Origin of the sequence: Curtobacterium sp. MCLR17_043 (assembly GCF_003224215.1) — a bacterium.
In the GTDB taxonomy this organism is placed as follows: domain Bacteria; phylum Actinomycetota; class Actinomycetes; order Actinomycetales; family Microbacteriaceae; genus Curtobacterium; species Curtobacterium flaccumfaciens.
This window is the reverse complement of sequence record NZ_QKLH01000008.1, coordinates 114,920-128,935: the sequence shown is the minus strand read 5'-3', so window position 1 is coordinate 128,935 and position 14,016 is coordinate 114,920. Positions and strand designations below refer to the sequence as shown.

Here is a 14,016-nt window from a genome sequence, read left to right as displayed (position 1 = left end):
TCCGTCGTGTGGTGGCGTCAGCCCTTGCTGTCGAACGTCCCCAGCTTCACGTCGGCCTGGCGGGTCTGGCCGTCGCGGACGAAGCTGATCGTCGTCGAGGCGCCACCCGCGAAGAAGCGCACCTGCGCGGTCAGGTCGGTGGCGTCGGAGACCGACGCCGAACCGATCTTCGTGACGACGTCGCCCTTCTGCAGACCGGCCTTCGCCGCGGCACCGCCGTTGGACACCGACTTGATGAGGGCGCCGACCTGGGTGGCGCTGGCGTCCTCGGTGGCGTCGCCGACCGTCGCGCCGAGGAGACCGTGGGTCGCCGAGCCGTTGTCCTTGATCTCGTTCGCGACCCGCTTGACCAGGTTGGCCGGGATCGAGAAGCCGACGCCGATGCTGCCGGCGGCCGACTCCGACGACGACGAGCTGCCGGCCGAGGCGATCGCCACGTTGATGCCGATCAGTCGGCCCTTCGAGTCGAGCAGCGCACCGCCGGAGTTGCCCGGGTTGATCGATGCGTCGGTCTGGATGACCGGGAGCGAGACGGTGGTGTTCGCGGACGAGCTGCTGCCGTTGTCCCCGTTGCCCCAGAAGTCGAAGGGACCCGAGCCGCCGTTGCCGCCCTCGTTCGAGTCGCCGCCCTCGCTGGGCGCGCTCGAGGTGACCTGGATGCTGCGGTTCAGCGTCGAGACGATGCCGTCGGTGACGGTGTTCGACAGGCCCAGGGGCGCGCCGATCGCGACCGCGGTGTCGCCCACGTTGAGCTTGGACGAGTCCGCGAACTCCATCGGCTTGAGGTCCGTCGCATCGATCTTGATGACCGCGAGGTCGACCGTCGGGTCGGTACCGATCAGCTTGCCCGCGTAGATCTTGCCGTTCGAGGTCGTGACGGTGATCCGGCCGTTCGAGCTGTCGCCGTCGAGGGTGACCACGTGGGTGTTCGTGACGATGTAGCCGTCCTTGCTCATCACCACGCCGGAACCGGTGCCGGCCTCGTTGCTCGCGGACACGTTGATGGTGACGACGGACGGGGTCGCCTGTGCCGCGACGGCCGTGACCACGGTGGCGGAGTCGTAGTCGTTGACGGTCAGGTTGCCGCCCTGCGACGAACCGGAGGACACCACGCCGCCACCGTCGTTGCCCGAGGAGACGGCCCAACCGGCACCGCCGCCGACCAGACCACCGGCGATGACCGCGGCGATGACCGGCAGGAGCAGCCGGTTGCGGCCCGAGCGGTCCTTGGTCGTCGTGGTCGCCGCGGCGCCCGAGGCGTCGTCGCTGAAGTAGTGACCGTTGCGCTGGTTCGCGCCGTCGACGTCACCGAACGCGCTCGTGGCTGACTGCGGAGCCTGCGCGGACGGGTTCGCGTACTCGGAGGACGAGCTCGGAGCGGTCGAGGACGTCGGCTGGGCGTACTCGCCGTAGCGGGGGCGTTCGCCGCCCGACTGGCCGTACTGGGACTGCTGGCCGGACGGGTTCTGGGGCTGCTGGCCGTACTGGCTCTGCTGCCCGTAGGGGTTCTGGGGCTGCTGGCGGTACTGGCTCTGCTGGCCGTACGGGTTCTGGGCCTGCGGCGTCTGCTGGCCGTACTGCGACTGCTGGCCGTACGGGTTCTGGGCCTGCGGCGTCTGCTGGCCGTACTGCGACTGCTGGCCGTACGGGTTCTGGCTCTGCTGGGACTGCTGGCCGTACGGCGACGTCTGCTGGCCGTAGCCGCCCTGCTGCGCCCCCGAGGAGTCGCCGGAGACGGCGGGGTACGGCGCGGTGTAGCGGTCGGTCGGGTGGTCCGTCGACGACGGGATCACGTCCGTGTGGTCCGGGGTCGTCTCGTCGTTCTGGTTCTGGTTCTGGTTCTGGTTCTGGTTCGGGCGAGGGGTCTCGTCCGGCTGGTCGGAGTCGTTCGGCATCGACGTGTTCCCTCTCGTGGCCGCTGCTGCGGCGTCCTCACTGGCGGCAGGCGGAGCCGCATCGTCCGGACGGCGGTCGTCGCCCTGCCCGCTGGGCGTGGTGTCGGTCATGCTGGACGTGCTCCTTTCAAGCTGGTGCAGTCTGTCGCAAGCACCTGAGCGGTCCTTCTGGCGAGGCTGCGAGCCACCCCTGGCGATCTTATGCGTGCGCTGTACACGGTGGCCCGGTCCGCCGCGGGACGGACAGCTAGGTTGGGGTCCGTTCAGCGCGACACGTCGTCGCCCGCACGGGAGGGAACCACATGCGCCAGGCAGGACCGTGGCTGCGAGCCGCCGACGGAGCGATGCTGCTGGGACCGGACGGGGTCCCCGCACCGACGGTGTTCGCCGAGATGAGCGCCCTCGCCGCCAGCACCGGCGCGGTCAACCTGGGGCAGGGCTTCCCCGACGAGGACGGGCCGGCCGAGGTGCTCGAGGCCGCGGTGCAGGCGATCCGCGACGGCGTGAACCAGTACCCGCCGGGCCGGGGCACCCCTGACCTGCGGTCGACGATCGCCGAGCACCAGCAGCGGTGGTACGGGCTCGAGGTGGACCCCGACCGCGAGGTCCTCGTCACCGCCGGCGCCACCGAGGGGCTGGCCGCCACGATCCTCGCGCTGGTCGAACCCGGTGACGAGGTGATCACCTTCGAGCCGTTCTACGACGCCTACGGCGCGCTCATCCGGCTGGCCGGCGGCGTGCACGTCACGGTCCCGCTCACCGCGCCCGACTTCCTGCCCGACGACCGCACGCTCCGCGCGGCCTTCACCGACCGCACCCGCGCCGTGCTCGTGAACACCCCGCACAACCCGACCGGGCGGGTCCTGCCCACCGAGGTGCTGCAGACGATCGTCGACCTGGCCACCGAGCGCGACGCGGTGATCATCACGGACGAGGTCTACGAACACCTGACGTTCGACGTCCCGCACACGCCCATCGCGACCCTGCCCGGTGCCGCCGAGCGGACGGTGTCGGTGTCGAGCGCCGGCAAGACCTTCAACACGACCGGGTGGAAGGTCGGCTGGCTCACCGCTCCCCCGGCGCTCGTCGACGCGATCACGACGGTGAAGCAGTACCTGACGTTCGTGAACGGCGCGCCCTTCCAACCGGCCGTCGCCGTGGGACTCCGCCTGCCCGACGCGGTCTTCACCGGCATCGCCGCCGACCTGCGCGCGAAGCACGAACTGCTCGCCGACGGACTGACGGCGGCGGGCTTCGACGTGATGCGGCCCGACGGCGGGTACTTCGTGCTCGCCGACGCCGCGCCGCTCGGGTACGACGACGCCCGTGCCTTCTGCCTCGAACTGCCCGCGTTGGCCGGAGTCGCGGGCGTGCCGGTCTCGGCGTTCGTCCGCCCAGACCGGGTCTCCGGCTACCGGTCCCTGGTGCGCTTCGCGTTCTGCAAGCGTCGGAGTGTCCTGGAGGACGCCGCCGCACGCCTGGCGACCCTCGGAGCGCGCCCCGGCGCCTGAGACGCGACCGCGTCGGGGACGCGACCGACGCGTCAGGGCTGCCCCGGGCCTCCAGGCAGGGTGCGCAGTGCGACGTCGTAGCGCCGCAGCGACAGCGACGGGTTCACCCGACGGACGGAGTCCGTGACGGCGGTGTCGATCGTGGCGGTGAGCGTGCCCGGCGAGGCACCCGCCGAGGCGACCGCGACGCCGGACGGGTCGAGGACGACCGAGCCACCGATCCCGATGGGCGGTGTCTGCCCGACCCCGACGACCCAGACGGTGTTCTCGATCGCGCGGGCGGTGAGGAGCGTGCGCCAGTGGTGCTCCTTGCCGGGGCCGCGCACCCACTCCGCCGGGAGGACGACGACGTCGGCCGCGCCGGTCTCGGGAGCGGCGAGGCGCCGGGTGACCTCGGGGAAGCGCAGGTCGTAGCAGGTCTCGAGCCCGACGCGGACTCCGCCGAGCTCGAAGACCGGCAGCTGCTCCGGGTCGCCGGACTCGATGCGGTCCGACTCCCGCGAGCCGAAGGCGTCGTAGAGGTGGACCTTCCGGTACGTCGCCGCCAGGTCGCCCGACGGGAGCACCGCGACCAGGGTGTTCCGGAAGCGCTCCGGCGTGTCCGCCGACTCGGCGACCCCGACGATCAGGGCGATGCCCGTCTCGCGGGCGATTTCACGCAGGCCGGAGACGAACGGACCGTCCAGGGGCTGCGCGGCCGCCACGAACCGATCGTCGATGTCGGCGGCGAAGTACGAGGTGTACTCCGGCGTGATGAGGAGATCGGCGCCACGGGCCGCCGCGTCGACGGCGGCGGTGCGCACGGTGTCGAGGTTGGCGACGGGGTCGTCCACGGGGGCGAACTGCGCCGCCGCGATCGTGAGGGTGGCCATGGGGTGAGCGTACCCGGGGGTCTGCGGCGGGCGGGCCTGCGGCGGGGGGTCCTGCGCCGGGGGGGTCCTGCGCCGGGCGTCCTGCGCCGGGCGTCCTGCGCCGGGCGTCCTGCGCCGGGCGTCCTGCGCCGGGCGTCTCGCGTCGGGGACACGAAGAAGGCCCCGGTCCTGTTGGACCGGGGCCTTCGTGTGACGCTTGGTTGCGGGGGCAGGATTTGAACCTACGACCTCTGGGTTATGAGCCCAGCGAGCTACCGAACTGCTCCACCCCGCGGCACGTTTAGAAGCCTACACGGGGCCGTGGCGGGACACAAATCGAGTGCCCCGCCACGGTGTGTCAGTTGCCGTTCTCGGCTGCCGTGGCGGCCTCGATCGCGTCCTGGAGGCGCTGATCGGCTTCCGCCGCGGCCACCAGGTCGTTGTCGGCGTAGGCCTCCTGGCGGTCCTGCAGGGCTGCCTTGGCGTCGGCCAGGGCTTCTTGCAGAGCGTCGTTGTCGGTCGAGCCGGAACCCGTCGAGCCGGTCGAGCCGGTCGAGCCGGAGCCCGAGGAACCCGTGTCGGAACCGGACCCCGTGTCGGAACCGGATCCACTGTCGGAACCGGAACCGGAACCGCTGTCGCTGCCGCTTGCGCCGGAGTCGCCGGCCGCCGCACCGGAGTCGCCGCCGAACAGCGAGTTCAGCGCTTCGTCGAGGGTGTCCTCGAACGCGATCTTGTCGCCGAAGGCCACGAGGACCTTCTGCAGCAACGGGTACGAACCACTCGAGGTCGACTGGACGTAGACGGGCTGCACGTAGAGGAACCCACCGCCGACCGGCAGCGTGAGCAGGTTGCCCTGCTTCACGGTCGAGTTGCCCCGCTTCAGGATGTTCAGCTCCTGCGACACGGTCGAGTCACCGTTGAAGAGGCTCTGCACCTGCCCGGGGCCCGGGATGTTGTCGGTCTTCGGCATCGTCAACAGCGTGAGTTTGCCGTAGCCCGACGCCTTCTCGCCCTTGCCGGCACCACCCGCGTCGGAGTTCACCGCCAGGTAGCCGGTCAGCACGTTGCGGTTGTTCGCCCCGGCCGACTGCTGCGGGATGTAGGTCGTGTACAGCGAGTACGCCGTCCCCTGCCCCGGCACCTTCATCGTCAGGTAGTACGGGTCCTGCAGGTTCGCCCTGTTGGCGGTCGTCGTCGTCTGCGCGCCGAGCGCGTTCGTCGACGTCGCCGCGGTGTCGGCGTCACTGTCCGACGTCGCCGTGCTGGTCGGTTCCTGCGGGGTGTTCCACGCGTCGTCACCCGAGTAGAACGAGTTGGCGTTGGTCACGTGGTACGTACCGAGGATCGAGCGCTGCACCTTGAACAGGTCCGTCGGGTACCGCACGTGGTCGAGGAGTTCGGCGCTCATGCTCGACACCGGCTTCATCGACGTCGGGAAGATCTTCTTCCACGTCTTCAGGACCGGGTCCTTCGTGTCCCACGTGTACAGCGTCACCTTGCCCGTGTAGGCGTCGACGGTGGCCTTCACCGAGTTCCGGATGTAGTTCACCTGGTCGGTGCGGTACGTCGAGGACTCGGCGCCAGCGATGCTGTCCGACAGGCTCTGGCTCTGCGAGTACGGGTACGCGTCGCTCGTGGTGTATCCGTCCACCACCCACTGGATGCGGTGGTCGACGATCGCCGGGTAGGCGTCGCTGTCGACGGTCAGGTACGGCGCCGCCTTCTGCACGCGGGTGATCGGGTCGCGGTCGTAGAGGATCTGCGAGTCCTTATTCACCGCGTTCGAGAGCAGGATCTGCTCCGACTGGAACTTCGCGGCGTAGACGAGCCGGTTGAAGAAGTTGCCGAGGCTCGGACCGCCGTCGCCGGCGTAGGTGGTGGTCGCGTTGCCGCCGTTGTCGTCGTCGGAACCGGACGGGTAGTCGAGCTCCACGTCCTTCGTGCCCTTCGGCGCACCGACGATCGAGTAGGGCGGCGAGGTCTCACCGAAGTACACGCGCTGCTGGAAGTCGCCCAGTGCACCGTTCGACGGGATGCCGGACTCGAGGAACACCGGCTTGCCGTCGCTCGCGCGCTGGTTGCCGTAGGCCGCGGTGACGCCGTAGCCGTGGGTGTAGACGAACGCCCGGTTGTACTGGGTGTTCGCGGCCGAGCTGAGCCCGGCGAGGTCGATGTCGCGGACCGCGATGACGGTGTCCTCGGTCTCGCCCTTGACGTCGTAGCGGTCGACGTCAAGCTCCTTCGGGAACTGGTAGTACTGCCGGTACTGCTGCAGCTGGCTGAACGTGTCGGAGACGATCTTCGGGTCGATGAGACGGATGTTGGCCGTGGTCTGCGCGTCCTTCGCGAGCGCACCCGAGCTCGTCTCGGTCGTGGCGTCGTAGTTCTGTTCCTCGACACCGGCGACACCGTAGGCGTCTCGCGTGGCCTTGATGTTCCGCTCGATGTAGGCGGACTCGAAGGTGCGCTCCGAGGGCTTCACCTGCAGACGCTGGACGACCCACGGGTAGATGCCGCCGACGACGATCGCGGCGACGAGCAGCAGGCCCGTCCCGACGATCGAGATGCGCCAGCGGCCGATGACCGCCGTGACGATGAAGAGCAGCGCGACGATCGCCGCGATGCCCGCCATGATCTCGCGGCCCGGGATCACTGCGTTGACGTCGGTGTACTGGGCACCGGTGATAAGCGAGTTCGACTTCGTCAGCGCCGCGTACTGGTCGAGCCAGAGGCTGACGGCCTGCAGCGCGATGTAGAGCGCCGCCGTGACCGCCAGCTGGATTCGCGCAGCACGGGAGATCCGGACCTCGCGACCACCGAAGCGGAGCGCGCCGTAGAGGTAGCTCGCAGCGAGCGCGGCGAGGCCGGCGATGAGGACGACGGCCGACGAGTAGGCCACGATCGAGCGCCAGAACGGCAGCTCGAACACGTAGAACCCGATGTCCAGTCCGAACTGCGGGTCGGTCTTGCCGAACGGCGTGCGGTTGAAGTACTCGAGGACCATGCTCCAGCGACCCGCGGTCGAGAGCCCCGCGAAGATGCCGAGGACCACGGGGATGCCGATCATCACGGCGCGCCGCAGCGGCTCGATGACCTGCTGGTAGCGGTCGAGCTGCGAGTTGAGCTTCGCGTAGACCGGCCGGAACCGGAACGCGAGCGCGATGCTCACGAAGACCGGGACCGCCATGCCGAGGAAGCCCGCCAGGAACATCAGGGTCCCGGCGATCCACCGGGTGGTGAGGACCTGCTGGAACCCGAGCTGCGCGAACCACGCGTAGTCGGTGTACAGGCTGGCGAAGATGAAGAAGGCGATCACCAGTGCGGCCAGCACGATGATCGTGACCACGATGGGGACCCGCGGCGAACGCCGCCCCGAGGTGGACGAGGTTGTCGTCACTTGATGTGCTCCAGACGTGTCGGACCGGCGGGCCCGGCTCGCGGCGGGCCGTCAGTGACACTGATCCTATGGGACCGGACCGAGCGTGAACCTGTACGGGGACTCAGGACCGGGTCAGGACCCGCAGCGGGCGAGCTTCGCGGTGCTCCCGCCGTCGGCGATCGTCTGCAGGTCGGTGACGGCCTGGTCGAGCGTGGAGACGCTGTAGACGTCGAGCCCGTCCGGCACGTGCCCGACGACCTCGTCGCAGTTGTCCGCGGGGGCGAGGAACACCGTGGCGCCCGCGTCCGCGGCGCCGTAGAGCTTCTGCCGGATCCCGCCGATGGGCCCGACCTCGCCGTCTGCCGTGATCGTGCCGGTGCCCGCGACGTGCTTGCCGCCGTTGAGCTTGCCCGGCGTGATCTCGTCGATGATCCCGAGCGCGAACATCATGCCGGCGGACGGACCGCCGACGTCCTGCAGGCGGATCGACACCTTGAAGGGGAACTCGTAGCGCTCGGTGACGCCGACCCCGAGCAGCGCCGTGCCCTGCTCGCTGCGCGGCGTCACCCGGACGTCCTTCGTCGCGCCGTCCCGTTCGACGGTGACGGTCGCGGGGCTCGAGGTGCCGTGCTGCGCGACGGCTTCACGCAGGCTCACCGCGTCGGCGTTGGTCGTGAGCGACTTGCCGTCGAACGCCGTGATGACGTCGCCCTTCTCGATCGCGCCGTCGGCCGCTGAGCCCTCCTGCACGGCGCTGACCTCGAGTTCGGTGGGCAGGTCGTTCCCCTGCTGGATGAGCGCGGCGGCAACGGCCGACTGCTGCGACGCCTGCATGTCGGCGGAGTCCCGCTCGTTCACCTGCTCGGTCGTGGTGCCGCTCGGGTAGATCGACTCGACCGGGATCACCGCCTGCGACCTGGTGAAGATCGCGCGGATCACGCTGGTCCACGACGGGCGGTTCGTGGCGTCGCCCTGGATGCCGACGGTGAGCATGTCGAGGGCGCCGGCCGTCGGGTACGTCTCGTGGCCGGACACCTGGATGAGCTTGACGTCCTTCGCGTCCTTGCCCGTCCCCTGCTCCTGCGTGCCGATGGTGTTGTAGACCGGCCCGGGGACCTCGATGAGGTACGGGCTCGGCAGCAGGCTCGCCAGCAGTCCCAGCACGACCGCGCCGATCAGGAAGGCCCACCCGACGGTCCGGGCACGCGAGCGACGACGGGGCGCGGGGGCGAAGAGGGTCACGCGGAGTCCTTCCGAGGTGGGCACCCGCGCCTGGCGGCAGGGTGGTCGCCCACGTCTCGCGACGGGGCTGTTCGCCCTGGGCGCAGCGCTTCGGGCGTTCCCACGGGGGCATCCCAGGTGCGGCCCCGTGAGCAGCGATTAGCGTAGTCGGCATGCCTGATGAACCACAGCCGGGGCCGGACGACGACTTCCAGGAGATGCTGCGCAAGCTGCTCTCGGGCGAGGGGCAGATCGACCCGTCGCAGCTCGCCGGTGCCGCCGGTCTGCCGAACGACCCGGCCTCCGTGGCGAACCTGATGAGCCAGCTCCAGCGTGCCGCGCAGTCCGGCGGTGACGGCATCGACTTCTCGGCCACCGCCGAACGCGCCACCGCGATCGCTCGGGACGGCGGCCACCCCGTCGACCCGGCCACCTCGCAGGCGGCAGACCAGGCCTTCCAGGTCGCTGCACTGTGGCTCGACGAGGTCACGACGGTCGCCGAGCTGACCGCGACCCCGAGCCTCTACACGCGTGAGCAGTGGGCCAAGGCGACCGTCCCGGTGTGGACGCAGATCGCCGAGCCGGTGGCCTTCAGCATCGCCGATGCCCTGACCGAGGCGATCGACCAGCGTGCTCCCGAGCAGCTCAAGGCGATGCTCGGAGACGTCTCGAAGGCGATGCGCGGCATCGGCGGGGCACTGTTCGCGATCCAGCTCGGCCAGGTCGTCGGGCAGCTGTCGAAGGAGGTCGTCTCCGGCGGTGACGTCGGCGTGCCGCTCCTCGACGAGCAGGTCGCAGCGCTCCTGCCCCAGAACGTCGCCGAGTTCGCCGAGGGCCTCGACGTCTCCGAGGACGAGGTCCGCATCTACCTCGCGGTCCGCGAACTCGCCCACGCCCGGCTCTTCCGGTCGGCACGGTGGCTCCGGCTGCACATCATCTCGTCCATCACGGACTACGCGCGGGGCATCCACATCCCCTTCGACCGCGTCGAGGAACTCGCGGCCGACATCGACCCGACCAACCAGGAGCAGCTGCGCGACGCACTCGCCTCGGGTGCCCTCATCCCGCCGCGGACCGCCGAGCAGGACGCCGCGCTCGCCCGGCTCGAGACGATGCTCGCCCTGGTCGAGGGCTGGGTGGACACGGTCACCGCCGCGGCCACCGTCCGTCTCCCCAAGGCCGGAGCGATCGCCGAGATGGTGCGCCGTCGCCGTGCGGCCGGCGGCCCGGCCGAGTCGGCGTTCGCGACACTCGTCGGCCTCGAGCTGCGTCCGCGTCGTCTACGTGAAGCCGCCGCGATGTGGCAGCGGGTGACCGACGAGCTCGGCGCCGAAGAGCGTGACGCCCTCTGGTCGCACTTCGACCTGGTGCCGACCTCGGACGACGTCGACGCACCCGACGCCCTCGTCGCACGGCTGCGGAACCCGTCCCAGACCGACGAGGACGACGCGTTCGACAAGGCCCTCGAGGACCTGCTGAACGACTCGACCGGTGCGCGTCCGCACGAGGACGAATCCGGCCGCGTGGCCGACGACCCCGAGGGTGGAGCGGGCGACGAGCCCGGGAACGACACGGGCGATCAGCCCCGCTGAGTTCTCCACAGATCCCCCTGGTGACCCCACGCGTGCCGCGTACTCCGGCACCGTGGGGTCATGGGCATCCGCATCGATCCGACGCTCGAGTTCGTCTGGCGTGACCCCGCCACGGTCCAGCTCGGGGTCGATCCTCCACGCGCCGTCGTCGCGGTGCCCACCACGGGGGAAGAACGGTTCCTCAACGGTCTGCGACGCGAGACCGGCCACGACGTGCTGGCAGGCCTGGCGGCCGCGTCGGGGTGCTCGCCGGAACGTGCTGCCGGTGTGCTCGGTGCCGCGTCGCCCGCGGTGGTCGAGGTCCTGCCCGAGCCGCTCGAACGCATCGAGGTGCACGGCGCCGGTGTCCTCGCCGACACCGTGGCGACGTTCCTGTCCGGCGAGGGCGTGACGGTCAGCCGCACCACCGCGCCCGCCGGGGGCCCGATCGTACTGCCCGAGCCCGAACCGCGCCTCGCCGTGGTGGTGGCCGACCACGTCGTCGACCCGGCGCTCCGCGCCGTGTGGACCCGCCGGGGCGTGCCGCACCTGGCGGTCGTCGTCGGCGACGGACGCGTCCGTCTCGGTCCGTTCGTCGTGCCGGGGGCCGGGCCGTGCCTCCAGTGTGCTGAGTACGCACGCGTCGACGACGACCCGGCCTGGCCGGCCATCGCCGCTCAGGTGTGGGGGCGGCACCCGGCACCGCTGTCACCGTGGCGGGCGGCGGCGGTGGCCGCCGCCACGACGCGGATGCTGCTGGAACGGCTCCCGCTCCGGACGCAACGAGCCGAGCCCGACCAGCTCGTCTTCGAGCGCGACGACCTGTCGGTCAGCCGTTCGCCGGTCCGGCCCCATCCGCGGTGCGCGTGCCGAGCGCTGCCAGGAACCGACTCGGAGCCCGGGCTCCCCCACGCGTGGAGCCCTGTTGCGACCACGTGATCGTGACCGAACGGCGGGCGCGCGTCAGCCCGACGTAGAACAGGCGTCGTTCCTCGTCCACCTCGGTGTCGGTCGACGCGTGCGAGATCGGCAGGAGCCCCTCGGCGGCGCCGGCGATGACCACGTGCGGCCACTCCAGACCCTTCGACGAGTGCAGCGTCGCGAGCGTGACGGCATCGACCTCGGGCTCGTGGTGCGTCGCCGCACGGTCCACCAGGTCCTGGGTGAACTGCTGCATCGTCGTGCCGGCGGGGGCGTCCTCGGCCAGGCCCATGATCGCCTGCAGCGCTTCCCACTGCTCACGGACTGCGCCGGTGCCCTCCGGCGGCGTCTCCGTCCAGCCGCTGACCTGCAGCACCAGCCGGACCCGTCGGGTCAGCTCGTCGTCGGTCTGCCGGATCGCCTCGCCGCGCATGTGGTGGACGGCGAGCTTGACCTCCGGGCGGTTGAAGAACCGGGTCCCGCCCTGCACGCGGTAGGGGATGCCGTTCCGGCCGAGCGCGGACTCGAGCGCAGCGGACTGCGCTCCGACGCGGAAGAGCACGGCGCAGTCCCCGTAGGACGCTCCGGCCCCGACGAGCTCGGCGATGCGCCGGGCGATGGTCTGTGCCTCGTCACCGTCGTGGACGCAGGCCAGCACCACCGGTTCCGGGCCCGGTTCCTGGCTCTGGGCCACCAGGTCGAGCGCGCCGGGCTGGCCGCGCATCAGCGTGTTGGCCGCGGACACGACCTCGCGGGTGGAGCGGTAGTTCCGCTCGAGGCGCAAGACCGACCCGCGCGGGAACTCCGACCCGAACCCGAGCAGGTAGTCGCTCGAGGCGCCGGCGAACGAGTAGATGGTCTGACTGGCGTCGCCGACGACGCACAGGTCGTCACGGCCGCCCAGCCAGGCCCGCAGCAGGTCGTGCTGCACGGGCGAGACGTCCTGGTACTCGTCGACGACGAAGAACCGGTACTGCTGCCGCACGTACGACGCCACGCGGGGCTCGGACTCGACCATGCCGAGGGTCGCCAGCAGGACGTCCTCGAAGTCCAACTGCCGCCGGTCGTCCTTCAGTCGCTCGTACGCCTTCATCAGGTCGATGACCCGGCGCGGCGTGGTGTCGCGCGGCATCGCCCGGTCGGCGGCGGCGGCCTCGTACTCGTCGAGCGAGAGCATCTGCACCTTGCGCCACTCGACCTCGGCGGCCAGGTCGCGGAGCACCGGGGTGTCGACGTTCATGCCGACCGTGTCCGCGGCGTGGGCGATCATCCGCCCCTTGGACTCGACGATCTTGGGGGCGTGCCCGCCGACGGTGTCCGGCCAGAAGTAGCTGAGCTGCGCCATCGCGGCGGCGTGGAAGGTGCGCGCCTGGACCGTCCCGGCCCCGAGCGCGCGCAGGCGCGACCGCAGTTCGCCGGCGGCACGGGTCGTGAACGTCAGCGCGAGGACGTGGTTCGGCGCGTAGGTCCCGGTGGCGACGCCGTAGGCGATCCGGTGCGTGATCGCGCGGGTCTTTCCCGTCCCGGCGCCGGCGAGCACCGCGACCGGACCGAGCAGGGTGCGGGCGACCGTCCGCTGCTCGGCGTCGAGCGCGGCGAGCAGTTCGTCGGGCGAGGGCGGCCGGGGTTCGACTGCCCCGGCACCCGGTGCACCGCGCGGACCGGTGACGCTCACGGCAGGTCCAGCGGCCCGCCGTACCACTCCTCGATGATGGCGCGGGCGATCGAGGTGCGTCCCGGCAGCAGCAGGGTGTCGCCGGCGCGCTCGCGGATCTCGTCGCGCGAGAACCACCGGACGTCCAGGATCTCCACGCCGTCGGGGCGGGCGGTCGTCGGGTCACCGCCGGCTGCGCGGGCGCGGAAGCCCACCATCAGCGACGCGGGGAACGGCCACGGCTGCGAGCCGAGGTACTCGGGCTCCTCGACACGGACGCCGGACTCTTCCCAGACCTCGCGGCGGACGGCGTCCTCGAGCGACTCCCCCGGCTCGACGAACCCGGCCAGCAGCGAGTACCGGTCGGCGTCCCACGCGGCGTTGGAACCGAGCAGGATCCGGTCGTCGGCGTCGACGACCCCGACGATGATCGCCGCGTCCGTACGCGGGAAGAGGTCGTGTCCCTCGGGGTCGCGGCGGACCCATCCGCCGCTCACAACGGCAGTGGGTGAGCCGGTGCGCGGCGAGAAGCCGTGCACGGCGTGCCAGTTGGCCATCGCGACGGCTTCGACCGCCAGGCCCTGGTCGCGCGGCGAGAGCTCGGTGCCGAACATCCGGAGGCTCTGCCAGGCGTCGTCGTCGGGTTCGATCGCGGTCGCCGTCGCGCTGTCGATCAGGGCGGCGACGAAGCGGGTACCCGCCGGGGCATCGACGGCGTCCGACACCGCACGGCCGAGGTACAGGGTCACGGTGTCGACCGGGATCTCCGTCGCGGTCACGAAGCGCAGGGTGCCGTCGGCGTTCCGGAGCATCTCGGCACCACGCACCGGCAGGTACCGGGTGCGCTCGTCCTCGCGCAGGACACGCTCGACGTCGTCGGTCGTGCGGAACTCGGCGTCGCGGTCGAGTTCGTTGCGGGACAGCGGGAGCCGGGCGGCGAACTCGACGGTCACGGCGGGAGAGCTCCTCGGATCGGGTGCGGACGTGCAGGAGACGTGCGGTGGGCGTGC

At 71.0% G+C, this 14,016-nt stretch carries 9 protein-coding genes and 1 tRNA gene; 3 read left to right on the top strand and 7 right to left on the bottom strand.

Annotation, left to right across the window (positions count from 1 at the left end; genetic code table 11):
• Window positions 1-17: 17 nt before the first annotated feature.
• Complete coding sequence (locus DEJ03_RS09775; protein WP_258370703.1) at window positions 18-2,006, bottom strand: S1C family serine protease; 1,989 nt, start codon at window positions 2,004-2,006, stop codon at window positions 18-20.
• Between the two features lie 191 nt (window positions 2,007-2,197).
• Here DEJ03_RS09775 and DEJ03_RS09770 point away from each other — a divergent pair, with 191 nt between their 5' ends.
• The gene (locus DEJ03_RS09770) at window positions 2,198-3,406 is read left to right on the top strand and encodes an aminotransferase class I/II-fold pyridoxal phosphate-dependent enzyme (protein ID WP_110864463.1); all 1,209 of its coding nucleotides are present in this window, start codon (window positions 2,198-2,200) and stop codon (window positions 3,404-3,406) included.
• A 32-nt stretch (window positions 3,407-3,438) separates the two neighbouring features.
• Here DEJ03_RS09770 and DEJ03_RS09765 read toward each other — a convergent pair whose 3' ends face one another.
• From DEJ03_RS09765 to DEJ03_RS09750, 4 genes are all read right to left on the bottom strand, one after another.
• Window positions 3,439-4,278, bottom strand: a complete 840-nt coding sequence (locus tag DEJ03_RS09765; protein WP_110864462.1) for a carbon-nitrogen hydrolase family protein — start codon at window positions 4,276-4,278, stop codon at window positions 3,439-3,441.
• A 197-nt stretch (window positions 4,279-4,475) separates the two neighbouring features.
• A tRNA-Met gene (locus DEJ03_RS09760) sits at window positions 4,476-4,552 on the bottom strand.
• A gap of 63 nt (window positions 4,553-4,615) precedes the next feature.
• Window positions 4,616-7,606, bottom strand: coding sequence for a UPF0182 family protein (locus DEJ03_RS09755; protein WP_181422675.1), 2,991 nt, complete (start codon window positions 7,604-7,606; stop codon window positions 4,616-4,618).
• 165 nt (window positions 7,607-7,771) lie between these two features.
• Window positions 7,772-8,881, bottom strand: coding sequence for a PDZ domain-containing protein (locus DEJ03_RS09750; protein WP_110864461.1), 1,110 nt, complete (start codon window positions 8,879-8,881; stop codon window positions 7,772-7,774).
• A gap of 152 nt (window positions 8,882-9,033) precedes the next feature.
• Here DEJ03_RS09750 and DEJ03_RS09745 point away from each other — a divergent pair, with 152 nt between their 5' ends.
• Together DEJ03_RS09745 and DEJ03_RS09740 are read left to right on the top strand one after the other, a co-directional pair.
• On the top strand, window positions 9,034-10,452 hold the full coding sequence (locus DEJ03_RS09745; RefSeq protein WP_110864460.1) for a zinc-dependent metalloprotease: 1,419 nt from the start codon (window positions 9,034-9,036) through the stop codon (window positions 10,450-10,452).
• A gap of 60 nt (window positions 10,453-10,512) precedes the next feature.
• Entirely contained in the window at window positions 10,513-11,370 is an 858-nt protein-coding gene (locus tag DEJ03_RS09740; protein ID WP_110864459.1) for a TOMM precursor leader peptide-binding protein, read from the top strand.
• Here DEJ03_RS09740 and DEJ03_RS09735 read toward each other — a convergent pair.
• Both DEJ03_RS09735 and nudC read right to left on the bottom strand, forming a co-directional pair.
• Complete coding sequence (locus DEJ03_RS09735; RefSeq protein ID WP_181422674.1) at window positions 11,261-13,027, bottom strand: ATP-dependent helicase; 1,767 nt, start codon at window positions 13,025-13,027, stop codon at window positions 11,261-11,263. The two genes, DEJ03_RS09740 and DEJ03_RS09735, sit on opposite strands and share 110 nt — an antisense overlap.
• Window positions 13,024-13,959, bottom strand: a complete 936-nt coding sequence (gene nudC / locus DEJ03_RS09730; protein WP_110864458.1) for an NAD(+) diphosphatase — start codon at window positions 13,957-13,959, stop codon at window positions 13,024-13,026. Before nudC ends, DEJ03_RS09735 begins: the two co-directional genes overlap by 4 nt.
• Window positions 13,960-14,016 lie beyond the last annotated feature (57 nt).